Below are 22,602 nucleotides of genomic sequence, written 5' to 3'. Positions count from 1 at the left end.
CCGACCCCGTTAGTGCGTGAAACCGCGCGGAGTCCAGACCGTTCCTGCAGCTCAGCGGCCCGCAGCAGAGATGATCATGCAGCCCTGATCAAAGTCAGGTCCGTCGTCGGTACGGCATCACCGGCGAAGAGTTCGACGTCATGTCCGACGAGCAGGGTGGGCTGTGCGCGATCTGCCGGACCGCGCCGGCCGAGCACGTCGACCACGACCACGTGACCGGCCGGGTGCGCCAGTTGCTGTGCTTCAACTGCAACGGCGGCCTGGGCCAGTTCAAGGACGACCCGGCCGTCCTCCGCGCCGCTGCTTCGTACGTCGAGCGCCACCGCACCGGAGGGGCCCGCGTCGATGTGGTGCCCCGCCCGCGGCTCGGGCGGTCGTCGTCCCGGCCACGGACGCTCCGGCACCGCGAGGCGGGCCGCTGGAACGATCCCCGGCCGACCGCCGTGATCGCCCGGGAGCGGCTGACCCGGCTGACCCGGCTGATGGTGCACGTGGACCGGTCCTCGGCCCGCTGACCCGCCGGCCGCTTCCACCCCGCGCGGCCCGGAGCCGCGGAGGGCCCTCGCTGCGCGCCGCCGGTAGGGTCGGGCGGGCGTGCCGGTCGGCACGCGGACAAGCGATCGGCGACCCCTCCCGGGGGTGTGAGAGAGGTGGACGGGTTGAGCCAGTGGCCGACCGATCGGACCGGGTTCCCGGCCGCGTACCTGGACCGGGTGGGCTCCTCCTTCACCGACTTCCTCGCGTCCGCCGCGCCCGACCTGCTCCCCGGCCGCCGGCCGCTGCCGCAGCTCCCCGCCGGTGACCTGACCCCGCACGGCACGACGATCGTCGCCGTCACCTACGCCGGTGGCGTCCTCATGGGCGGTGACCGCCGCGCCACGATGGGCAACCTCATCTCCAGCCGCGACATCGAGAAGGTCTACCCGGCCGACTCCTGGTCGGTGATCGGCATCGCCGGTGCCGCGGGAATCGCGATCGAGATGGTCCGGCTCTACCAGGTGGAGCTCGAGCACTACGAGAAGATCGAGGGCCTCACCCTCTCCCTCGACGGCAAGGCCAACCGGCTGGCCGGCATGATCCGCGGCAACCTCGGCGCCGCGCTCCAGGGCCTGGCCGTCGTCCCGCTCTTCGCCGGCTACGACCTCGACGCCCCGCCCGGCGCCACCCCCGGGCGGATCTTCAGCTACGACGTCACCGGCGGGAACTACGAGGAGCGCGGCTACGCCGCCGTCGGCTCGGGCTCGCTGTTCGCCCGGAGCTCGCTGAAGAAGACCTGGCGGCAGGACCTCTCCGCCGACGCGGCCACCCGCACCGTGGTCGAGGCCCTCTACGACGCCGCCGACGACGACTCGGCCACCGGCGGGCCCGACCCGGTGCGCCGGCTGTATCCGATCGTCTACCGGGTGGACGCCGAGGGCGCCGTCCGGCTGACCGACGACGAGGTCGCCGCCGTCGCCGACACGATCGTCACCGAGCGGTCGGCCGCCGACCGGAACAGCACGGGGGCCTGACGCCATGACCATGCCGTACTACGCGTCGCCCGAGCAGCTGATGCGCGACCGCTCGGAGTACGCCCGCAAGGGCATCTCCCGCGGCCGCAGCGTCGCCGTCCTCACCTACGCCGACGGCGTCCTGTTCATCGCCGAGAACCCCAGCGCCACGCTGCACAAGGTCAGCGAGCTCTACGACCGCATCGGCTTCGCCGCCGTGGGCCGCTACTCGGAGTTCGAGAGCCTGCGGGTGGCCGGCGTCCGCCTGGCCGACGTGCGCGGCTACTCCTACAACCGGCGCGACGTCACCGGCCGGGTCATCGCCAACGCCTACGCGCAGACCCTCGGCACGGTCTTCACCGAGCAGATGAAGCCCTTCGAGGTCGAGCTGTGCGTCGCCGAGGTCGGCACCGACCCGGGCGGCGACCAGCTCTACCGGCTCACCTTCGACGGGTCGATCGTCGACGAGTCCGACTTCGTGGTGATGGGCGGCCAGGCCGACGCGGTCACCGGCCACCTGCGCGAGCACTTCACCCCGGGCATGGGCCTGGCCGAGGCGCTGATGGTCGGCGTCCGCGCGCTGTCGGCGGTCAGCCCGGCGGTCAACCAGAACGGCGGCGACGGCGAGCTGCTGCCGGCCGGCCAGCTGGAGGTCGCGGTCCTGGACCGCCGACGCCCCAAGCGCGCCTTCCGGCGCGTCGTGGGCGCCGCGCTGCACGCCCTGCTCGGGGACGGCGCGGGTGACGACGCCCGCGAGGGGACGACGGCGGCGCACGCCCCCAGCGCGCCGGCGCCGGGCACCCCGCCGGGCCTGGGCGACCCGGCCGCGCCTGATACCGCCGGGGGCACCGAGGGCGGCGGCGAGGGCTCCGGTCCACAGCCCGATCAGGGCAACGCGGAGTAGCGGCGAGGGGAAGGTCCTCTCGTTCGCAGGCTCGCGGCGGGTCTCCGGACGGGGCCGGGCGCGGGGACCGGCCGATGTCGTCCTCGGCGCCTAGTCTCGCAGAGGTGGACCGACGGATCTTCGGGATCGAGACCGAGTACGGCGTCACGTGCACCTTCCGGGGGCAGCGGCGGCTGTCCCCGGACGAGGTCGCCCGCTACCTCTTCCGCCGCGTGGTGTCCTGGGGCCGCAGCTCGAACGTGTTCCTCCGCAACGGCTCCCGGCTGTACCTCGACGTCGGCAGCCACCCCGAGTACGCCACCGCCGAGTGCGACGACATCACCGAGCTCGTCGTGCACGACAAGGCCGGTGAGCGGATCCTCGAGGGCCTGCTGGTCGACGCCGAGCAGCGGCTGGCCGAGGAGGGTGTGACCGGCGACATCTACCTGTTCAAGAACAACACCGACTCGGCCGGCAACAGCTACGGCTGCCACGAGAACTACCTGGTCGGCCGGCACGGCGAGTTCAGCCGGCTGGCCGACGTGCTGATCCCGTTCCTGGTCAGCCGGCAGATCATCGTCGGCGCGGGCAAGGTCCTGCAGACCCCGCGCGGAGCCATCTACTGCGTGAGCCAGCGGGCCGAGCACATCTGGGAGGGCGTCTCCAGCGCCACGACCCGCTCGCGCCCCATCATCAACACCCGCGACGAGCCGCACGCCGACGCCGAACGCTACCGGCGGCTGCACGTGATCGTCGGCGACTCCAACATGAGCGAGACGACGACGCTGCTCAAGGTCGCCGCGACCGACCTCGTGCTGCGGATGATCGAGGCCGGCCTGCCGATCCGGGACATGGCCCTGGAGAACCCGATCCGCGCCATCCGCGAGATCAGCCACGACATGACCGGCCGCCGGAAGGTCCGGCTGGCCAACGGCCGGGAGATGTCGGCGCTGGAGATCCAGAGCGAGTACCACGCCCGCGCCACCGAGTTCGTCGACCGGGAGGGCTTCGGCCCGGTGCACCGGCAGATGCTCGAGCTGTGGGGCCGGGTGCTCAAGGCCGTCGACGGCGGTGACCTCTCGCTCATCGAGCGCGAGATCGACTGGGCCGCCAAGTTCCAGCTCATCGAGCGCTACCGGGCCAGGCACGACCTGCCGCTGTCGCACCCGCGGATCGCCCAGATGGACCTCGCCTACCACGACATCAGCCGGCGCCGCGGCCTGTACTACCTCCTCGAGCGCAACGGCGCCGTCGACCGGGTGGCGCACGAGCCGCGGGTGTTCGAGGCCAAGAACGTGCCCCCGCAGACCACCCGCGCCAAGCTGCGCGGCGAGTTCATCCGCCGGGCGCAGGAGAAGCGGCGCGACTTCACCGTCGACTGGGTGCACCTCAAGCTCAACGACCAGGCGCAGCGCACCGTGCTGTGCAAGGACCCCTTCAAGTCCGTCGACGAGCGCGTGGACAAGCTCATCGCGAGCATGTAGCGGAGTGCGCGAGGCGAGGATTCCTCGACTCCCGCACTCCGCTCGGTCCTCAGCCGGCCGCGGTCACCTCGGTGTCGGCCGGGAGCGGGACGCGGAGGGCGGCGTAGCGCCCGGCCGCAGCCGCGGCGAGGAAGTAGGGCCGCTCCTCGTCGTAGCCGCGGCCCATCGTCGACAGCGGCACCGGGGACAGCCCCAGCGCCTCCTCCAGCCCGTCCACGTCGATCCAGACGACCGGGTTGCGCTCGGGCTGGCCGGCCAGGTCCTCCTCCACCTGGCGGCCGAGCTCCGACCCCAGGCCGCGCGGCGCCACCAGCGTGACCCCGCCCAGCGCGACCCGCCCGAACGCCGTCAGCGAGTGGTGCGAGACCCCGCGGTGCCGGGGCCGCGGGTCGGCGTCGGAGATCCGCAGAGCGCCGACGGCCTGCCCACCCAGCACGGCGACGGCGTTGCAGGCCTCGCCGGCCGCGACCCCGGAGAAGCCCCACGGCGTGCCGGTGCCCAGGTTGCCCGGCCCCTGGCTGACGATCGCCACGTCGGCGCGCAGCACGTGCCGCGCGGCCAGCAGGCCGGTGTGCACGGTGACGGCCTCCAGGTCCCCGCCGAACGCCTGGCCCACGGTCACCACGCCGGCCAGCGACGGCCGCAGCGCCGACAGCGTGCGGGAGAAGCCGGCCGGCAGCGCGCCCCCGTCGGTCATCACGTAGGCGACCCGCAGGTCGGGGTCGGTGGCCAGGACCCCGATGAGCACCGCCGGCAGCGCCGAGTGCAGGTCGGCGACGACGACCGGCATGCCGTCGAGGTCGTCGGCCTCGGCGATGACGGCGTGGTGCTCGGTGTCCTGCTCGTCGACGCCCTGCACGCTCACCTGCAGCGGCGTGTACCGCGCCTTGACCAGGTGCCCGGGACCGGTCGGGTCGGGCGGCAGCCGGTCGGGCAGCGCGACGACGAGCGCGTAGCCCCCGGTGCCCAGCCGCTGCGCCCACGCCGTCGTGTTCAGCAGCACGTCGTCGCCGACCTCCGGGTGGCCGACGATCGACGGGTGCGCCAGCGAACGCACGGCGCCGTCCCCGGGCACGTCGGCGGTGAGCTCCACGGCGTCGCGCCACGTGCGGCCGACGGCGGTCACGGTGCCCCGTCGCCAGCGGATCCGGCTCGCGGTCGTCTGCTCGTCCCCCACGGCAGGCAGAGTAGGGACCCGCCGGCCCCCCGCGCCTTCCAGGCTCGCCGCGGGGCCCCTGCACCGGGGCCGATCCGGCACCGGTCCGCCGAGCGGGGAGTGCGGGGATGACTAGCCTGGGCCCGTGGCGGCGAAGCGGGCGGAACGGCTGGTGAACCTGGTCATCGCCCTGCTCGGCACCCGGCAGTACGTCAGCGCGGCCCGGATCCGGGCGACCGTGCCCGGCTACGAGGCCGACGACGGCACCGAGCGGGCCGACGAGGCCTTCAAGCGCATGTTCGAGCGCGACAAGGCCGACCTGCGGGAGATGGGCGTCCCGCTGGAGACGGGGCGGACCAGCGCGTTCGACACCGAGGACGGGTACCGCATCGCCCGCGCCGACTACGAGCTGCCCGAGCTCACGCTCACCGGGGAGGAGGCCGCCGCGGTCGGCCTCGCGCTGCGGCTGTGGGAGTCCGCTCAGCTGGCCGGCGCCGCGCACAGCGCGCTGGTCAAGCTCAAGGCCGCCGGCGTGGACGTCGACCCCGCCCGGTCGCTGCCGGTGCGCCCGCGGCTGGACTCCGACGAACCGGCCTTCGAGCCCTGCTACACCGCCGCCCGTGATCGGCGGCAGATCGCCTTCGACTACCGCCGGCCCGACGAGGGCGCCCCGGCGCACCGCCGGGTCCAGCCGTGGGGTGTGGTCGCCTGGCACGGCCGCTGGTACCTCGTCGGCCACGACCTCGACCGGCAGGCCCCGCGGGTGTTCCGGCTCTCCCGGGTCGTCGGCGCGCCGCGGGTGAGCGGGCCGGCCGGCGCCTTCGAGCCCCCGCCGGACCTCGACCTGGCCGCGCTCGTGGCCCGCCAGGACGGCGGGGAGGAGCAGCTCGTCGTCGTCCGCGCCCGCCCCGGGGCGGCGGTGGGGCTCCGGCGCCGGGCCACCCCGCTCGGCCCGGCCGCCGACGGGGACGACCTGCTGCAGCTGCGCACCACCGAGCCGTGGCGGCTGGCCGACGAGCTGGCCGCCTACGGCGCGGACGTGCTCGTGGAGTCCCCGCAGGCGGTCCGCGACGCGGTCGTCGAGCGGCTGACCGGGCTGGCGGCGATGGGGGAGCCGAGATGACCGCTCCCGGCACGACCGAGCGGATGACGCGGCTGCTGTCGCTGATCCCGTACCTGACCGCCCGGCCCGACGGCGTGCCGCTGGCCGAGGCCGCCCGCGACTTCGGCGTCCCCGAGAAGCAGCTGCGGCGCGACCTGGAGCTGCTGTGGATGTGCGGGCTGCCCGGCCACGGGCCCGGTGACCTGATCGACCTGTCGTTCGAGGGCGACCGGGTGCGCGTCACCTTCACCGCCGGCATGGTGCGGCCGCTGCGGCTCACCACCGACGAGGCGGTGGCCTTGGTGGTCGCGCTGCGCGCGCTGCTGGAGTCGCCGGGACTCGCCGAGCGCGAGGCCGTTAGCCGGGCGCTGGCGAAGATCTCCGCGGTGGCGGGGCACGCGGGGGAGCGGGTCACCCCGGTGGCGCTGTCGGTGGACGCCCGCGAGCAGGCCCTCGCCGTCGTCCGGGAGGGGCTCGAGCGCGGCCGCGCGCTGCACCTGCACTACTACGTCCCCACGCGGGACGAGCGGACCGAGCGCACCGTCGACCCGATGCGGCTGCTGCTGGTCGACGGCCACACCTACCTGGAGGCGTGGTGCCGGCGCGCCGAGGGGGTGCGGCTGTTCCGCCTGGACCGGGTGGACGACGTCGTGGTCCTCGACGAGCCCGCCGCGCCGCCGCCGGAGGCGCACGAGCGCGACGTCGAGGGCGGGGTCTACCGGCCCGGCCCCGAGGCGCCGCTGGTGCGGCTGCGGCTGGCCGGCAACGCGCGCTGGGTGGCCGAGTACTACCCGGTGGAGGAGGTCCGCGAGGTCGACGACCCGCCCGGGGGGCTCGGCGTCGCCGTCCGGACGGCCGACCTGGCCTGGGCCCGCCGTCTGGTGGCGACCCTGGGCGGCGGCGCCGTGGTGGACGAGCCGGCGGAGCTGGCCGCCGCCGTGGCCGCCGACGCGCGGGCGGCGCTGGCCCGGTACGGGCCCGCCCCGGCCGCCGGCGGCTAGGGTCGAGGGCGTGCTGCTGGTCGTCTGGATCGCCGTCCCGGTGCTGTGCCTGGTCGTCCTGGCCGGGCTCGCCTACGGCGTGCTCGGCGCGCTCCAGCGGCTGGGCCGGGAGGCGCAGGCCCTGGAGCGCGAGGTCGCGCCGCTGCTGGCGCAGGCCCAGGCGGTGCAGGCGCGGGGCGCCGGGCGCTCCGGTGAACAGCCGGTGACCCCCTCCTGAGGGGGCTGGCCGCCGGACGGCCCCGGCGTAGGATCTGCTCGACACCCACCCCTGGAGGAACCCGATGAACCTCGGCCCGCTGGAGATCGGTCTGATCATCCTGGCCGTCCTGCTGCTCTTCGGGTACAAGAAGCTGCCCGACGCGTCGCGCTCCCTCGGCCGCTCGCTGCGGATCTTCAAGGGCGAGATGAAGGGCATGAAGGACGACGACCGCGCCACCGACCGCGCGTCGGAGGTGCGCGGCAAGGAGCCGGCGCAGACCTCGGCGCCGCTGCGCGGGGAGATCGTCCCGCCGGCGACCCCGGACGGTGTGACCGCGGCCGAGGCGCACGCCGCCCAGCTCGAGGCGGAGGCGCGGGCGGCCGAGGCGCAGGCCGCTGCCCTGCGGGCGCGCGCCGCGGCGGCGAACTCCGCCGACACGCCGCGCTGAGCCCCGCCCGACCCGGCACGACGACGTGAGCGAGGCCGCCCCTCCCCGCGGACGCCGGAAGCGCCGGCCGCCGCGGGACCCGGCGGCCACCATGTCGCTCATCGCGCACCTCACCGAGCTGCGCAACCGCATCGGCAAGGCGCTGTTCTTCATCGCCATCGGCACCGCGGTCGCCTTCTGGTGGTACGACCACGGCCTCGGGGAGTTCATCCGGGCGCCGTACTGCGGGCTGGACAGCGACCTGCGGGCGCTGGGCACCGGCGGCACGACCGGCGACTGCGAGCTGCTGGTCACCGACGTGATCGGCGGAGCGCTGATCCGCCTCAAGATCTCGTTCATCGTCGGCATCGTGGTGTCCGCCCCGTTCTGGCTGTACCAGCTGTGGGCCTTCATCACCCCGGGCCTCAAGCGCAACGAGAAGCGCTACGGCGTGTCCTTCGTCGCGGCCAGCTCGGCGCTGTTCGCGCTGGGCGCGGCACTCGCCTACATCTCGCTGGCCAAGGGCCTGGCGCTGCTGCTCGGGCTGGCCGGTGACGGCGTCGCCATCGCGCTGACCGCCCAGGACTACATCGGGTTCGTCATCGCCCTGCTGCTGGCCTTCGGGGTGAGCTTCGAGCTGCCGCTGATCGCCGTGGTCCTGAACCTCGTCGGCGTCCTGAGCTACGACACCCTGCGCAAGGGCCGCCGCTGGATCTTCTTCCTCACCATCGTGTTCGCGGCGTTCATCACGCCGACGCAGGACCCGTTCACGATGCTGCTGATGGCCGCCCCGATGTGCGTGCTGTTCGAGCTCGCCATCCAGATCGCCCGGTTCGTCGACAAGCGGCGGGCCAAGCGCGCCGCGGCCGAGCACTTCCACGACCTCGGCGACGACGAGGCCTCGCCGCTGGACGTCGCCCCCTCGGCCCTCGACGCGAGCCCCTCAGCGCTGGACGAGCAGCCGGTACCCGGCCGCCGCGCCCCGACCCGGCGCTGACCCCGCGGTGCCCGCCGGGCCGTCCGCGGCCGTCCTCGTCAGCCCCGCCGCCGGGCGCGGCCGCGCCCGGAGCGCGGCCGCCGGCGTCCTCGACGCGCTGCGCGCCGGCGGGGTGGATCCCCGGGTGCTGCCCGCCACCACGCGGGACGAGGCCGAGCGGCAGGCAGCCGCCGCGGTCGCCGGCGGCGTGGCGGCCGTGGTCGCCGTGGGCGGGGACGGCGCGGCGCACGCCGCCCTGCAGGCCGTGGCCGGGACGGCGACCCCGCTCGCCGTCGTCCCCGCCGGGACCGGCAACGACCTCGCCCTGGCCCTCGGCGTGCCCGGCGACCCGCTCGCCGCCGCGGCGGCGGCGGTCGAGGACCTGCGCGCCGGGACGGCCACGACCGTGGACGCCGGCCGGACGGGGGAGCGGTGGTGGGCCACGGTCCTGTGCTGCGGCTTCGACTCCGCCGTGACCGACCGCGCCAACCGGCTGCGCTGGCCCCGCGGCCCCCGCCGCTACGACGTCGCGATCCTCGCCGAGCTCGCCCGGCTGCGCCCCCGCGAGGTGCGCCTCACCCTCGACGGCGAGACGACGACCGCGCCGGTGACGCTGGTCGCGGTCGGCAACACCGCCTGGTACGGCGGCGGCATGCGGGTGTGCCCGGCCGCCGATCCCGCCGACGGGGTCTTCGACGTCACCGTGGTGGGCCCGGTGAGCCGCCGGGAGCTGGTGCGCACCCGGCCGCGGCTTGCTGCCGGCACCCACGTCGAGCACCCGGCGGTCTCCGTGCACCGCGCCGCCCGGGTCGAGCTGGCCGCCCCGGGCCTGACGACCTACGCGGACGGCGAGCCGGTGGCGGTCCTGCCCGCGGTCGCCGAGTGCGTGCCCGGCGCGCTGCACGTCCTCGGCGCCGGCCGGGCCTGAGCGGATCGCCGTCGGTACCGCCGACGGCACCCGTCACGTCGTCGACCGTTATCCCCAACAACGCCGCCGAAAGCGGCGGCGAGCTGCGGCAGGAATGGAGGACGCAGCGACACCGCGACGGACGTGGCGCCGTCCGGGCTGAGCGCCCGGCCGCGAGCGCCTACCGTGGGGTCCATGTCCAGCCCCGCTGAGCGGTACGCGGCTGCCCGGCGGCGGAGCGCGCACCCGGCCCTCGCCGAGTTCGCGGCGGAGCTCGGGTTCTCCCTCGACCCCTTCCAGGTGCAGGCCTGCGAGGCGCTGGACGAGGGGGCGGGCGTCCTCGTGTGCGCCCCGACCGGCGCCGGCAAGACCGTCGTGGGCGAGTTCGCCGTCCACAAGGCGCTGGCCGAGGGGCGCAAGGCGTTCTACACGACGCCGATCAAGGCCCTGTCCAACCAGAAGTACGCCGACCTCGTGGAGCGCTACGGCGAGGCCCGGGTGGGCCTGCTCACCGGCGACAACGCGATCAACGGGGACGCGCCGGTGGTGGTGATGACCACCGAGGTGCTGCGGAACATGCTCTACGCCGAGTCCCCGGCGCTCACTGGGCTCGGGTACGTGGTGATGGACGAGGTGCACTACCTCGCCGACCGCTTCCGCGGCGCCGTGTGGGAGGAGGTGATCATCCACCTCCCGCAGTCGGTGACCCTCGTGTCGCTGTCGGCGACGGTCAGCAACGCCGAGGAGTTCGCCGACTGGCTGGTCACCGTCCGCGGCCACACGACGGTCGTGGTCAGCGAGGTGCGTCCGATCCCGCTGTGGCAGCACATGCTGGTCGGCAACCGGGTGTTCGACCTGTTCTCCCTGCGCCCCGCGGCGCACGCCGCCGAGCAGGGGGAGGAGCCCCGGCAGCTGTCCACCCGGGAGCGCGGCGCGTCGGTGGTCGACCCCGAGCTGGTGCGCTTCGTCCGCGAGTACGAGCGGCGGCTGGACACCTGGGGTGGCGGGGGAGGGGGCAACCGCCGCCGCGAGGGGTTCGACACCCGGCCGCGGTTCCGCCCGCCGGCCCGCCCCGACGTCGTCGAGCGGCTCGACCGCGCCGGCCTGCTGCCGGCCATCACCTTCGTCTTCAGCCGCAACGGCTGCGACGCCGCCGTCGACCAGTGCCTGCGGGCGGGGCTGCGGCTGACCGACGAGGCCGAGCGGGCGGAGATCGCCGCGATCGTCGACGAGCACACCGGGTCCCTGCCCGAGCAGGACCTGCACGTCCTGGGCTACTGGGAATGGCGCGAGGGGTTGCTCGCCGGCATCGCCGCCCACCACGCCGGGCTGGTGCCGGCGTTCAAGGAGACCGTCGAGGAGTGCTTCGTCCGCGGCCTGGTCAAGGCGGTGTTCGCCACCGAGACCCTGGCGCTGGGCATCAACATGCCCGCCCGCACCGTCGTCCTCGAGCGGCTGGTGAAGTGGAACGGCGAGGCGCACGTCGACGTGACACCGGGGGAGTACACCCAGCTCACCGGGCGCGCCGGCCGCCGCGGCATCGACGTGGAGGGCCACGCGGTCGTCGTGTGGGCTCCGGGGATGGACCCCTCGGTGGTCGCCGGGCTGGCCAGCACCCGCACGTACCCGCTGCGCTCGTCGTTCCGGCCCAGCTACAACATGGCCGTCAACCTGGTCGGCAGCTTCGGCCGGGCCCGCGCCCGGGAGCTGCTCGCCTCCTCCTTCGCGCAGTTCCAGGCCGACCGCTCGGTCGTCGGGCTGGCCCGCTCGGCGGCGCGGCACGAGCGCGACGCCGAGCGCTTCGCCGCGGAGATGTCGAGCGAGGGCGGGGACGTCGCCCAGTACGTGCAGCTGCGCCGGCAGATCTCCGACCGGGAGAAGGAGCTCTCCCGCGACTCGCAGGCCAAGCGCCGGCTGGAGGCCGCGGAGGCCCTGGCCGCGCTGCGCCCGGGCGACGTCATCCGGGTGCCCTCGGGCCGGCGGCAGGGGCTGGCCGTCGTCCTGGACCCCGGCGTCCCCGACGCCGGGCTGAGCGGGGGCGGCGAGGCGCGCCCGCTGGTGGTCACCGAGGACAAGTGGGCCGGCCGGCTGGCCGCGGTGGACTTCCCGACGCCGGTGACCGCGCTGGCGCGCGTCCGGGTGCCGCGGAACTTCAACCACCGCAGCCCGCACGCCCGACGCGACCTCGCCGCGACCCTGCGCAACGCCCGGGTCGAGCACGATCTGGGCGCCCGCCGGGTCAAGCACCGCTCGGCGGCCGCCGACGACCCGGTGCTGCACGACCTGCGGCGGGCGCTCAAGGCGCATCCGGTCCACTCCCTGCCCGATCGCGAGGAGCGGGTGCGCGCGGCCGACCGGTGGCTGCGTGCCGTCTCCGAGGCCGACGCGCTGCAGCGGCGCATGGCCGAGCGCACCGGCTCCCTCACCCGCCAGTTCGACCGCACCTGCGACGTGCTGGAGGAGCTGGGCTACCTCGTGCCGGAGGTCGTGCCGCTGGTGCCGGCCGACACCTCCGTCGTCCCCGCCGTGGACGACGTCCCGGTGGTGACCGACGAGGGGCGCCGGTTGTCGCGGATCTGGTCCGAGGCAGACCTGCTGGTCGCCGAGTGCCTGAGGGCGGGCGCCTGGCGGGGTCTGACCCCGGCGGAGTTGGCTGCCGCCGTCTCCGCGGCCGTGTTCGAGGCGCGGAGGGAGACGCCGGCCCAGCCCGCGGTCCCGGCCGGCAAGGTGTCCGCGGCGATCGCCGAGATGCGCCGCATCCGGGCCCGGCTGGTCGACGTCGAGGCCGACCACGGCGTGCCGCACACCCGCGACCTGGACCTCGGTTTCGCCTGGGCGGCCTACCGCTGGGCCGACGGCCAGGACCTGGACCGGGTGCTCGCCGGCGCCGAGCAGGCCGGCACCGAGCTGTCCGGCGGTGACTTCGTGCGCTGGGCGCGGCAACTGCTCGACCTGCTCGACCAGCTCGGCAAGACCGCCGACGACGCGGTGGCCGCCACGGCGCGCGCGGCGATCGCGCGCGTGCGACGCGGTGTGGTGGCGGTCGCCGCGGGCGGGTGACCTGCGCGTCGGGCACCCGTCACCGGGACGGCGGTGGTGCAGAATGCGCACGCCCCCTGCCGCGGGGCGGCACGCAGAACACCGTCCGACCGGGGAGCGACGATGACCAACCCACCGCAGGGTGGCAACCAGCCGGGCCAGTACGGGCAGCCGGGCCAGCAGTACGGGCAGCCCCAGTACGGTCAGCCGGCGCCCGGTGGATACGGCCAGCCCGGTGGGTACGGCCAGCCCGGCCAGCCGCAGTACGGCCAGCCGGCCGGGTCGCCCGGTCAGTACGGCCAGCCGGGCCAGCAGTACGGGCAGCCCCAGTACGGTCAGCCGGCGCCCGGGGGGTACGGCCAGCAGCCCGGCCAGTACGGGCAGCAGCCCGGCTACGGCCCCGGCCAGTACGGCCAGCCGCCGAAGAAGTCGAGGACGGGGCTGATCGTCGGGCTCGTCGTCCTCGGCCTGGTGATCGTGGCGGCGGCGATCATCCTGCCGCTGTTCGTGTTCAACACGACCGTGTTGGAGCAGGGCGCCGTGCAGCGGGACGTCACCGAGCAGTACTCCAGCCAGTACGGGACGACGCTCAGCGATCTGAGCTGCCCGGACGACATGGAGGTCGAGGTGGGCAACACCTACACCTGCACCGGGACCGAGGAGGGCGCGGGCGAGGTGTCGATCACCATCGAGATCACCAGCGACGACGGCGACTACACGTGGGGCCCGGCCGACAGCTGAGCCGTCCCGGCCGGCGCGCTCACCCGAGGGCGTCGGCCGGCCAGCCCAGCGCCGCACCGAGGCGCCGGAGCGAGGAGCCGATGCCGTACGCCTCGGCCAGTGTGGCCAGCGCACGCGCGTCGGCCGGCCGGCGGGGGAGGTCGCCGTCCACGGCGGGCAGGTCGACGTCCTTCGCCACGGCCACCACGACCGGTGCGGCATCCAGGTATCCCGCGCCCGCGTGCAGCTTCTTGAGCACCGCGGCGGTCAGCGGCGCCTTCGGCACGACGGTGCGCGCCGCGGCCGCCCGGATGCCGGCGAGATCACCGAACTCGGTGATCAGCGCCGCGGCGGTCTTGGCGCCGATCCCGGAGACGCCGGGCAGGCCGTCGCTGGGATCGCCGCGCAGGACGGCGAAGTCCGCGTACGCCCGGCCCGGTATGCCGTACTTCGCCGCGACCGCCGCCTCGTCGACGACCTCGATGTCGGTGATGCCGCGATTGGTGTACAGGACCCGCACGCCACGGGCGTCGTCGACCAGCTGGAACAGGTCGCGGTCGCCGGTGACGACGTCGACCGGTCCGCGGGCCCGCGTGGCCAGGGTGCCGATGACGTCGTCGGCCTCGTAGCCGGGCGCCCCGACCCGGGCCAGACCCGCCGCCGCCAGGACCTCCACGAGCACCGGCACCTGCGGGCCCAGCTCGTCGGGGACCTCCTCGCCCCCCTCGGCGGCGAGCCGGTGCGCCTTGTACGACGGCAGCGCCGCCACGCGGAACGCCGGCCGCCAGTCGTCGTCCCAGCAGGCCACCCAGCGGTCGGGGCCGTGCGTGGTGATCAGCCGCGCGGTCATGTCGAGGAAGCCGCGCACGGCGTTGACCGGCCGGCCGTCCGGGGAGGTCACGCTCGTCGGCACGCCGTAGAAGGCCCGGAAGTACAGGCTGGCCGCGTCGAGCAGCATCGTCGTCACGACCGGGCACGGTAACGGGCCGGGGCGTCCGAGGGATCGGTCGTGCCCCACGGATATCCTCCGGCCGTGAGCAGCGACACGGGGGTACTGGTGACGATCGGGCGGGTGCGCGCCGCGCGGGACGTGGCCGAGGAACGTGGCCTGGACCTGCTGGTGGTGACACCGGGGTCCGACCTGCGCTACCTCAGCGGCTACGACGCGCACGCCATGGAGCGGCTCACCGCGCTGGTGGTGCCGCGGCGCGGGGAGCCGTTCCTCGTCGTGCCGCGGCTGGAGGCGCCGATGGTCGACGCGAGCCCGGCCGGCGCGCTCGGGCTGCAGGTGCTGGCCTGGGACGAGACCGACGACGCCTTCGCCCTGCTGGCGCGGGAGGCGGCCGGCCGGCTGGGCACCGCGCCGGCGCGGGTGGCCGTGGGGGCGCGGACCTGGGCCGAGCACGCGCTGGGCGTGCAGCGGGCGCTCCCCGGGTCGGTCCTGGAGCTGGCGACGCCGGTCCTCGACCGGCTGCGGATGGTCAAGACCGACGCCGAGGTGGCCGAGCTGGTCACCGCGGGCGCCGCGATCGACCGGGTGCACGCGCGGATGGGGGAGTTCCTCCGCGTGGGCCGCACGGAGGCCGAGGTGGGCGCCGACATCGCCGCGGCCATCCTCGCCGAGGGTCACGTCGGGGTGGACTTCACCATCGTCGGGTCCGGCCCGAACGGCGCCAGCCCGCACCACGAGCTGTCGGACCGGGTCGTGCAGGCCGGGGACGTCGTCGTCGTCGACATCGGCGGGGAGCTCGCCACCGGCTACCGGTCCGACTGCACCCGCACCTACGTCGTGGGCGGCGAGCCGGACGCCCGGACGGCCGAGTGGTACGCCGTGCTGCAGGAGGCGCAGCAGGCGGCGTCCGCCGCCGTCCGTCCCGGCGTCGCGGCCGAGGAGGTCGACGCGACCGCCCGCCGGGTGATCGGCGACGCCGGGTGGGGTGAGCACTTCATCCACCGCACGGGGCACGGCATCGGTCTGGACACCCACGAGGCGCCCTACATCGTCGCCGGCAACGACCTGCCGCTCGTGCCGGGCATGGCGTTCTCGGTCGAGCCGGGCATCTACCTCCCCGGGAGCTGCGGCGCCCGCATCGAGGACATCGTCATCTGCACCGCCGACGGCGTGCGTTCGGTCAACCACGGTCCCCGTGAGCTCGTCCGACTCCCCGGCTGAGCCGCCGGGGGAGATCGACCGGGCCCTGCTCGCCGCGCTGGCCCGCGACGGCCGAGCCAGCTACACCGAGCTCGCCGAGCGGGTGGGGCTGTCGGTGTCGGCGGTGCACCAGCGGGTGCGGCGGCTGGAGCAGCGAGGGCTGATCACGGGGTACAAGGCGACGCTGGACGCCGCCGCCCTGGGTGTCGGGCTGATCGCCTTCGTGGCCATCACGCCGATCGACGTGGCCCGGGCCGAGGAGGCGCCGGGCAAGCTCGCGCACCTGGCCGCGATCGAGGCGTGCCACTCGGTGGCGGGGGAGGAGAGCTACGTGCTCAAGGTCCGCGTGCCCACGACCGAGGCGCTCGAGCAACTGCTGCGCGACATCCGCACCCTGGCCAACGTGAGCACGCGGACGACGGTCGTGCTGTCCACGGTGTTCGAGGACCGCCCGCCCATCTAGCCCTCGGCAGCCATCGCCTCGCGGACCTGCCGCGGCGAGGGGTCGGTCAGGTACCGGCCCGCGACGAGCACGGTCGGCGAGAGCTCGTACCCCCGCGGGTGGTGGGCGCGGACGGCCGCCGCGCCCTCCTCGTCGTCGCGGAAGCGCACCGAGCGGTGCGGGATCCTCAGGAGGGTGAGCCGGGCGCGCAGCGCGGTCGAGTACGGGCACCCGGGCCGGTAGTACACGATCGGGACGTCGTCGGGCATGACCGGCCCCTTCCGCGAGGCTGCTGGTGATGTCACGGTGCCCCCCGGCCCGACACCGGCGCAACGGCCTGCCGCCCGCCGCGGAGCACATCACGGGACGGCGGCCGCGGCACTAGCCTGCTCGCCGTGTCCCGGGGCTTCGCGGTCACCAACCGGCTGGCCAACCCGTTGCTGCGCCCGGTGCTGCGGTCACCGCTGGGGAGGCGGGCCGGGCGGAGGCTCGCGGTGCTGCGGTACACCGGCCGGCGCACGGGCCGACCGCACGAGCTGGTCGTGCACTACGCCCGCGCGGACGGGGTCGTCTGGGTGCTCGTCGGCGCGGCGGAACGCAAGACCTGGTGGCGCAACTCACCGAGCCCGCGGAGGTCGAGCTGTGGCTCGCGGGGGAGCACGTGAGCGCCCGCGCGGTCGCCCTCCGCGGCGACGACGACCCGGCTGCCTGCGCAGCCGGGCTGGCGGCCTACCGCACGGTCGTCCCGTCGGCGCCCGCCTCCGCCGACGGGGTGGTGCTCGTGCGGGCCGACGTGGTCCCCAAATGACCGCGCTGCGCTGGACAGGGCGTCGAACGTGTGTTCGCATGGGCCGGTGCGGTGGGACGCCCAGCGGCTGGACCTGGACGACGGGTCGACCCTGCCCGGCATGCCGTCGATCCGCGGCCTGCTGCGCAGCGTCGAGGTGCCGGAGTTCCCGGGGCTGACCTTCCACGAGGTCCGGGCGCGGTCGGCGCTCAACGCCGTCCCGGCGGGCTCGGCGATGCCGTTCCGGCACACGATCAACCCCTACCGCGGCTGCAGCCATGCGTGCACCTACTGCCTGTCGGGGGACACGATGGTGCTCATGGCGGACGGCCGCCAGAAGCCCATCGCCGATCTGCGGATCGGCGACCGGATCGTCGGGACCGAACGGCGCAACACCTACCGCCACTACGTGACGACGGAGGTCCTCGCCCACTGGTCCACGGTCAAGCCCGCGTACCGGGTCTCCCTGGCCGACGGGACGGAGATCGTGGCCAGCGGCGACCACCGGTTCCTCAGCGTTCGGGGGTGGAAGCACGTCACGGGGGCGATGGGCGGTCCCGCCCAGCGCCCCCATCTGACGACGAACGACGAGTTGCTCGGCTTCGGCCGGTCGGCGCGCCCGGTCGCCGCCTGCGCCGACTACCGCCGCGGGTACCTCACCGGGATGATCCGCGGCGACGCCGACCTGAAGGTCCACCGCGACAGCCGTCCCGGTCGTCGACACGGCGACCAGCACCGCTTCCGGCTCGCGCTCGCCGACACCGAGGGTCTCCAGCGGACGCGGGAGTACCTGACCGAGGCCGGCATCCGCACGGAGACCAACGAGTTCTCACCCGCCACAGAGAACCGGCGGGCGATGACGGCCATCCGCACCTCCGCCGCGGCCGCAGTCGCCGCGATCCAGGACATCGTCACCTGGCCGGAGCGCCCGTCGCTGGCATGGCAGCGTGGCTTCCTCGCCGGGATCTTCGATGCCGACGGGAGTCGCAGCACGAACGTCCTGCGGATCTGCACCACCGATCCCGACATGCTGTCCCGCACACGGACCGCCCTGACTGCCTGTGGTCTCGACTCCGTGCTCGAGGACGGACGTCGGCCGAACGCGCTGAAGTACGTGCGCGTCCGCGGCGGGCTGCGAGAGCACCTCCGCTTCGTCCACGCGGTCGACCCGGCGATCCGCCGGACGTGCGGCGTGGAGGGGCTCGCGGTCACGAGCGACGCCGACCTGCGCGTGACGAGCGTCGAGCCGCTGGGACTGACCCTGCCGATGTTCGACATCACCACCGGGACGGGCGACTTCATCGCGAACGGGGTGATCAGCCACAACTGCTATGCCCGGGGCTCGCACCAGTGGCTCGAGCTGGACAGCGGGCGGGACTTCGACACGCAGGTCGTGGTCAAGACCAATCTCGTCGACGTCCTGAGCACGGAGCTCGCGCGGCCCTCGTGGACGCGGGAACACGTCGCGCTGGGCACCAACACCGACCCCTACCAGCGCGCCGAGGGCCGCTACCGGCTGATGCCCGGGGTGATCGGCGCGCTCGCCGGCTCGGGCACGCCGTTCTCGATCCTCACCAAGGGCACGCTGCTGCGCCGCGACGTGCCCCTACTGGCCGCGGCGGCGCGGGACGTCCCGGTCGGGCTCGGCATCTCGATGGCGATCTGGGACGAGGAGCTGCACGCGTCCCTCGAGCCCGGCGTGCCCTCGCCGCGGGCCCGGCTCGACCTCGTCCGTGCGGTGACCGACGCCGGCCTGCCCTGCGGGGTCTTCCTCGCCCCGGTGCTGCCCGGCCTCACCGACCGCCGGACCGACCTCGACGCCGCCATCGGCGCCATCGCCGCGGCGGGCGCCACCGGGGTGACCGTGGTGCCGCTGCACGTGCGCCCCGGCGCCCGCGAGTGGTTCACCGCCTGGCTGGCCCGCGAGCACCCGCACCTGGTGTCGCGCTACCGGCAGCTGTACGGCCGGGGCGCCTACGTGCCCGCCGAGTACCGGCGATGGCTGGCCGGGCAGGTCGCGCCGCTGCTCGCGGCGCACGGGCTGGACCGGCAGGCCGGGGGAGCGGCGCGCGGCACGGGCGTCCCGGGCGACGGCGAGTCGTCCTTCCCGGCCGGGAGCAGGCCGGAGCGCCGGGAGGAGGCCGCCGTCGCCCCCGCGACCGGAACCCGCGCGGGCGCCCGGGTCCCCGAGGTGCCGGAGCAGCTCACGCTCCTCTGACCCCGTGGGGACGCCGGTCAGCCGGCGCGGCGGGCCTCGCGGGCGACCGCCCGCTCCGCACGCACCACGCCCCGGCTGCTGACCGGCGGCGCACCGGCGGCCAGCGCCAGCCGCCGATAGGAGTCGTAGGAGAGCTCCCGGTAGGCCTCCGCCAGCGCCGCGGCCCGCTCGCGACGGCGGGGGCCGGCCGTGGCCCGCAGGTGGTTCCCGGTGCCGACGGCGTGCTTGGAGAACGTCACCTGCAGCGCCTGGTTGGACAGCCGGCCGCCGATCCGCGAGTCCAGCCCGGGGCCGCGCCGCAGCGCCGGCAGCACCCACGGGCTGGAGGCCAGCGCCGGGAAGCGGCCGCGCACGGTCTCCCAGGCGTGCCACGCCGTCGTGGCCCCGGGCACCGCCCACTCGCCGTCGTCGGTGCGGACCACCAGCCGGCCGGCCGAGGGGTGCACCTGCTCGCGGCGCAGCGACCGGAACTGGCCGACGGCGGCCGGCCAGCCCAGCGCGAGCGCGCACCAGGTCACCGCGCGCAGGTGCTCCGGGTCCTCGCTGCGGATCTCGGTGAGCGGGCGCAGGTCGAGCGTCTCCGGGTCGGGCTCCGGCGTCCTGGGCACCGGCAGCGCCACCCCGCCGTAGCGGGCGACCTTGCTGTACAGCGTCACGGTCGCCGGGCGCCAGCCGCGTGCCACGGCCACCGGTTCGAGACCGTCCTCGGCCAGGTCGTCGGGGCCGAGCCCCAGTTCCAGGGCGGCGTCGACCAGCCGCCGCCACTGGGGTTCGTAGCCCTCGGGCGCCGTCAGCCGCCGCCACGCCCGCTCGGGCGGAGGCGCCGGCATCGCGGGCAGGGGGAGCTGCCACTCACGTGCCATGACGGAAGTCTACCGTTATCCCCAACAATCCGCCGGTTTCTCGTCGTCGATCCTCGCCGTTGACAAGGACGGCGCCTCCGGCGCCGGAGCACCGATCGGGCGACTCCTGCATGCCGTCGGCCCCCCGTGGGGAGGACGCGTCCGTGCGGACCCTGGGTGTCGAGGAGGAACTGCTGGTCGTGGACCCGTCCGGGGTCCCGACACCGCTGGGGCCCCAGGCCCTCGAGGTCGCCGCCCGGTGGGGCGAGGCCGAGACGGTGAGCCGGCACGACCGGGAGACCAGGAACGGCGGCGACGACGACGGGGACGGCGGCGACGACGACGGCTCCGCCGCGCACCTCGTCCCGGAGCTGAAGGCTCAGCAGATCGAACTGGGCACCCGGGTGTGCACCGACCTCGCCGAGGTGACCGCGCAGCTGAGGTACTGGCGAGGCCGAGCCGACGCGGCCGCCCAGGCGGTGGGCGCCCGCGTGGCGGCGCTGGCCAGCTCGCCGGTGCGCGTGGAGCCGGTGACGACGCCGGGGGAGCGCTACGCCGACATGGCCGAGACGTTCGGCCTGACCGCGCTCGAGCAGCTCACCTGCGGCTGCCACGTGCACGTGTCGGTCGCCGACCAGGAGGAGGGCGTCGCGGTCCTCAACCGGATCCGCATCTGGCTGCCCGTGCTGACGGCGCTGACCAGCAACTCGCCGTACTGGCTGGGCCGGGACAGCGGCTACGCCAGCTTCCGGTCGCAGTCGTGGAACCGGTGGCCCTCGTCCGTGCCGACCGAGCTGTTCGCCGATGCCGCCGACTACGCCCGCGTCGTCGCCGATCTGGTGGCGACCCGGACGATCGTGGACACGGGGATGGTCTACTTCGACGCCCGGCTGTCGGAGAAGTGGCCGACCGTCGAGGTCCGCATCGCCGACGTCGCGCTGCACGTCGAGGACGCCGTGACCCACGCCGGCCTGGTCCGCGGGCTGGTCGAGACCGCCGCGCGGGACTGGCGTGCGGGCGTCGCGGCGCCCGACGTCCGCAGCGAGGTGGTCCGCGTGGCCGGGTGGCGCGCGGCACGCTCGGGGCTCGGCGGGGAGCTGGTCTCGCCGGTCGACGGCCGGCCCGCGCCGGCGGCCGACGTGGTCGCCGCACTGCTGGACCACGTCCGCCCGGCGCTCGCCGAGGCCGGGGACGAGGAGCGGGTCGCCGCCGGCGTGGCCACGGTCCTCTCCCGCGGAACCGGTGCCGACCAGCAGCGCCGGGTGCACCGCGACAGCGGGGACCTCACCGCCGTCGTCCGGGCCGCGGTCGAGGTCACCACAGCGGACTGACCGGTCCCAGGCGCCGGCCCGCCGGCCGGATTAGGGTCCCGCCCATGCACACCGCTCGCTGGCGCGACGTCGTCCGGTCGGACCTGTACGGGCGCCGGCCGGACCCGCGGGACCGGCCCTACCGGTTCGTCGTCCGCCTGACGCTGATCGTCTTCCGGCTGCTCCGCTTCCGCTTCGACGTCCGCGGCGCCGAGCACGTGCCGGCCTCCGGCGGCGTGATCCTGTGCAGCAACCACGTGAGCTACCTGGACTTCACCTTCCTCGGCCTCGGTGCGCTGCCGCAGCGCCGGCTGGTCCGCTTCATGGCCAAGGCCTCGGTCTTCGGCCACTGGTTCGCCGGCCCCTTCATGCGCGCGATGGGGCACATCCCGGTCGACCGGCGCGCCGGCGCGGCCGCGTTCGAATCGGCGGTGCGCGCGCTCAAGGACGGCGAGGTGGTCGGGATCTTCCCCGAGGCCACCATCAGCAGCAGCTTCACCGTCAAGGACCTCAAGGCCGGCGCGGCGCGGATGGCGATCGACGCCGACGTCCCGATCGTGCCGGCCGCGGTGTGGGGCGGGCATCGGATCACCACCAAGCACCACAAGCCGCAGCTGCGGCGGGACGTCGCGGTCACCGTGCTGCTGGGCGAGAAGCTCGTCCCCGGCCCGGGGGAGACGGTGGAGGGGCTCCTGGCGCGCACCCGCACCGCCATGGAGGAGCTGCTGGACCGCGCGCAGCGCACCTATCCGCAGCAGCCGGCCGGCCCCGACGACCTCTGGTGGCAGCCCGCCCACCTCGGCGGCACGGCACCGACGCCGGAGGAGGCGAAGCTCCTCGACGTCGCCGACTACACCGGCACGCGCAAGCGCAGCAAGCGGCCGCATCCGCTGGCCCGGCTGCGCCGGCGGGCGAGCAAGGACTGACCCCCTCACTCCACGACGGCCGGTGCCACGAGCCGGAAGACGTCCAGCTCGACGTCGTACCAGCGGCGGAGCCGTCCCAGCGGCTCCATGCCCAGCCGGCGGCACACCGCCGCCGACGCCGCGTTGCCCGGCCGGACGACGGCGTAGACCTCCGGCACCCCGGCGCGGAAGGCCCGGCCGATCACGGCGCGGGCCGCCTCGGTCGCGTACCCCTGACCCCACGAGTCCGGATGCAGGTGCCAGCCCACCTCGACCTCCCCGAGCCCGCCGGGCAGCGGCTTGAGCAGCACCGTGCCGGCGACGCGGGGCGGATCGGCCACCTCCACCGCCCAGCAGCCGTAGCGGGGGTCGACCTCGCTCACCCGGCGCCAGCGCTCCACCAGCTCGACCGGCGTCACCGACGGCCCGCCGCCCAGCCACCGGGTCACCTCGTCGCGGCCGTAGAGATCGGTCAGCCGGCACAGGTCGTCGCGCCGGGTGGTCCACGGCCGCACGCGCAGCCGCGCGCCGTGCGGCAGCGGCTCGGGCGGCGGCATCCCGG

General features: G+C 75.2%; 23 protein-coding genes and 1 pseudogene. 19 read left to right on the top strand and 5 right to left on the bottom strand.

Annotated features, from left to right (window positions below; translation table 11 throughout):
* Positions 1 to 107 precede the first annotated feature (107 nt).
* The 4 genes and pseudogenes from ACK586_RS08100 to pafA form a co-directional block, all read left to right on the top strand.
* A pseudogene (locus ACK586_RS08100) lies at positions 108 to 515 on the top strand (endonuclease VII domain-containing protein); the annotation flags it as partial.
* Between the two features lie 144 nt (positions 516 to 659).
* Complete coding sequence (gene prcB, locus ACK586_RS08095) at positions 660 to 1,511, top strand: proteasome subunit beta (protein WP_409329949.1); 852 nt, start codon at positions 660 to 662, stop codon at positions 1,509 to 1,511.
* Positions 1,512 to 1,515: 4 nt separating this feature from the next.
* The gene (gene prcA / locus ACK586_RS08090) at positions 1,516 to 2,394 is read left to right on the top strand and encodes a proteasome subunit alpha (protein WP_409329948.1); all 879 of its coding nucleotides are present in this window, start codon (positions 1,516 to 1,518) and stop codon (positions 2,392 to 2,394) included.
* Between the two features lie 104 nt (positions 2,395 to 2,498).
* A complete protein-coding gene (pafA, locus tag ACK586_RS08085; RefSeq protein ID WP_409329947.1) occupies positions 2,499 to 3,857 on the top strand; it encodes a Pup--protein ligase in 1,359 nt (452 codons plus the stop codon).
* Between the two features lie 49 nt (positions 3,858 to 3,906).
* On the opposite strand, the gene ACK586_RS08080 is transcribed toward pafA, so the two are convergent.
* The gene (locus ACK586_RS08080; protein WP_409329946.1) at positions 3,907 to 5,034 is read right to left on the bottom strand and encodes a DUF3866 family protein; all 1,128 of its coding nucleotides are present in this window, start codon (positions 5,032 to 5,034) and stop codon (positions 3,907 to 3,909) included.
* A gap of 124 nt (positions 5,035 to 5,158) precedes the next feature.
* Between ACK586_RS08080 and ACK586_RS08075 the strand changes: the two genes are divergently transcribed.
* From ACK586_RS08075 to ACK586_RS08040, 8 genes are all read left to right on the top strand, one after another.
* Positions 5,159 to 6,136 (top strand): helix-turn-helix transcriptional regulator, encoded by a 978-nt coding sequence (locus tag ACK586_RS08075; protein WP_409329945.1) that lies wholly within the window; start codon positions 5,159 to 5,161, stop codon positions 6,134 to 6,136.
* On the top strand, positions 6,133 to 7,116 hold the full coding sequence (locus ACK586_RS08070) for a helix-turn-helix transcriptional regulator (protein WP_409329944.1): 984 nt from the start codon (positions 6,133 to 6,135) through the stop codon (positions 7,114 to 7,116). The genes ACK586_RS08075 and ACK586_RS08070 overlap by 4 nt, the downstream gene beginning before the upstream one ends.
* Before the next feature lie 10 nt (positions 7,117 to 7,126).
* Positions 7,127 to 7,333, top strand: a complete 207-nt coding sequence (locus ACK586_RS08065) for a hypothetical protein (RefSeq protein WP_409329943.1) — start codon at positions 7,127 to 7,129, stop codon at positions 7,331 to 7,333.
* A 64-nt stretch (positions 7,334 to 7,397) separates the two neighbouring features.
* Entirely contained in the window at positions 7,398 to 7,763 is a 366-nt protein-coding gene (gene tatA / locus ACK586_RS08060; protein ID WP_409329942.1) for a Sec-independent protein translocase subunit TatA, read from the top strand.
* 91 nt (positions 7,764 to 7,854) lie between these two features.
* Positions 7,855 to 8,739 carry a twin-arginine translocase subunit TatC gene (gene tatC / locus ACK586_RS08055; RefSeq protein WP_409329941.1) on the top strand — a complete coding sequence of 295 codons (885 nt, stop codon included), beginning with the start codon at positions 7,855 to 7,857 and terminating at the stop codon, positions 8,737 to 8,739.
* A 7-nt stretch (positions 8,740 to 8,746) separates the two neighbouring features.
* Positions 8,747 to 9,646 carry a diacylglycerol kinase family protein gene (locus tag ACK586_RS08050; protein ID WP_409329940.1) on the top strand — a complete coding sequence of 300 codons (900 nt, stop codon included), beginning with the start codon at positions 8,747 to 8,749 and terminating at the stop codon, positions 9,644 to 9,646.
* 174 nt (positions 9,647 to 9,820) lie between these two features.
* Complete coding sequence (locus ACK586_RS08045; RefSeq protein WP_409329939.1) at positions 9,821 to 12,685, top strand: DEAD/DEAH box helicase; 2,865 nt, start codon at positions 9,821 to 9,823, stop codon at positions 12,683 to 12,685.
* A gap of 102 nt (positions 12,686 to 12,787) precedes the next feature.
* Entirely contained in the window at positions 12,788 to 13,405 is a 618-nt protein-coding gene (locus ACK586_RS08040) for a DUF4333 domain-containing protein (protein WP_409329938.1), read from the top strand.
* Between the two features lie 19 nt (positions 13,406 to 13,424).
* On the opposite strand, the gene ACK586_RS08035 is transcribed toward ACK586_RS08040, so the two are convergent.
* Positions 13,425 to 14,342 (bottom strand): 5'-3' exonuclease, encoded by a 918-nt coding sequence (locus ACK586_RS08035; RefSeq protein ID WP_409329953.1) that lies wholly within the window; start codon positions 14,340 to 14,342, stop codon positions 13,425 to 13,427.
* Between the two features lie 75 nt (positions 14,343 to 14,417).
* On the opposite strand from ACK586_RS08035, the gene ACK586_RS08030 reads away from it, so the two are divergent.
* Both ACK586_RS08030 and ACK586_RS08025 read left to right on the top strand, forming a co-directional pair.
* Positions 14,418 to 15,557 carry a M24 family metallopeptidase gene (locus ACK586_RS08030; protein WP_409329937.1) on the top strand — a complete coding sequence of 380 codons (1,140 nt, stop codon included), beginning with the start codon at positions 14,418 to 14,420 and terminating at the stop codon, positions 15,555 to 15,557.
* Positions 15,532 to 15,999: an Lrp/AsnC family transcriptional regulator gene (locus tag ACK586_RS08025; protein ID WP_409329936.1), complete on the top strand. Its 468-nt coding sequence runs from the start codon at positions 15,532 to 15,534 to the stop codon at positions 15,997 to 15,999. Before ACK586_RS08030 ends, ACK586_RS08025 begins: the two co-directional genes overlap by 26 nt.
* On the opposite strand, the gene ACK586_RS08020 is transcribed toward ACK586_RS08025, so the two are convergent.
* On the bottom strand, positions 15,996 to 16,247 hold the full coding sequence (locus ACK586_RS08020; RefSeq protein WP_409329935.1) for a glutaredoxin family protein: 252 nt from the start codon (positions 16,245 to 16,247) through the stop codon (positions 15,996 to 15,998). The genes ACK586_RS08025 and ACK586_RS08020 overlap by 4 nt on opposite strands.
* A 126-nt stretch (positions 16,248 to 16,373) precedes the next feature.
* On the opposite strand from ACK586_RS08020, the gene ACK586_RS08015 reads away from it, so the two are divergent.
* The 3 genes from ACK586_RS08015 to ACK586_RS08005 are packed head-to-tail and all read left to right on the top strand — an operon-like array spanning position 16,374 to position 18,983.
* Complete coding sequence (locus ACK586_RS08015; RefSeq protein ID WP_409329934.1) at positions 16,374 to 16,643, top strand: hypothetical protein; 270 nt, start codon at positions 16,374 to 16,376, stop codon at positions 16,641 to 16,643.
* Positions 16,640 to 16,786, top strand: a complete 147-nt coding sequence (locus ACK586_RS08010) for a hypothetical protein (RefSeq protein ID WP_409329933.1) — start codon at positions 16,640 to 16,642, stop codon at positions 16,784 to 16,786. Before ACK586_RS08015 ends, ACK586_RS08010 begins: the two co-directional genes overlap by 4 nt.
* A gap of 46 nt (positions 16,787 to 16,832) precedes the next feature.
* Positions 16,833 to 18,983 carry an intein-containing Rv2578c family radical SAM protein gene (locus tag ACK586_RS08005; RefSeq protein WP_409329932.1) on the top strand — a complete coding sequence of 717 codons (2,151 nt, stop codon included), beginning with the start codon at positions 16,833 to 16,835 and terminating at the stop codon, positions 18,981 to 18,983.
* 17 nt (positions 18,984 to 19,000) lie between these two features.
* On the opposite strand, the gene ACK586_RS08000 is transcribed toward ACK586_RS08005, so the two are convergent.
* Positions 19,001 to 19,846, bottom strand: a complete 846-nt coding sequence (locus ACK586_RS08000) for a hypothetical protein (RefSeq protein WP_409329931.1) — start codon at positions 19,844 to 19,846, stop codon at positions 19,001 to 19,003.
* Between the two features lie 143 nt (positions 19,847 to 19,989).
* Here ACK586_RS08000 and ACK586_RS07995 point away from each other — a divergent pair, with 143 nt between their 5' ends.
* Both ACK586_RS07995 and ACK586_RS07990 read left to right on the top strand, forming a co-directional pair.
* On the top strand, positions 19,990 to 21,156 hold the full coding sequence (locus ACK586_RS07995) for a carboxylate-amine ligase (protein WP_409329930.1): 1,167 nt from the start codon (positions 19,990 to 19,992) through the stop codon (positions 21,154 to 21,156).
* 44 nt (positions 21,157 to 21,200) lie between these two features.
* Positions 21,201 to 22,061 carry a lysophospholipid acyltransferase family protein gene (locus ACK586_RS07990; RefSeq protein WP_409329929.1) on the top strand — a complete coding sequence of 287 codons (861 nt, stop codon included), beginning with the start codon at positions 21,201 to 21,203 and terminating at the stop codon, positions 22,059 to 22,061.
* A 5-nt stretch (positions 22,062 to 22,066) separates the two neighbouring features.
* Here the strand turns inward: ACK586_RS07990 and ACK586_RS07985 are convergent, their stop codons facing one another.
* Positions 22,067 to 22,597, bottom strand: a complete 531-nt coding sequence (locus tag ACK586_RS07985; RefSeq protein WP_409329928.1) for a GNAT family N-acetyltransferase — start codon at positions 22,595 to 22,597, stop codon at positions 22,067 to 22,069.
* Positions 22,598 to 22,602 lie beyond the last annotated feature (5 nt).

Source organism: Trujillonella humicola, from assembly GCF_046233715.1.
Lineage (GTDB): Bacteria > Actinomycetota > Actinomycetes > Mycobacteriales > Geodermatophilaceae > Trujillonella > Trujillonella humicola.
Note: the sequence above shows the minus strand (reverse complement) of the source record. Positions and strands in the feature narration are given on the sequence as shown.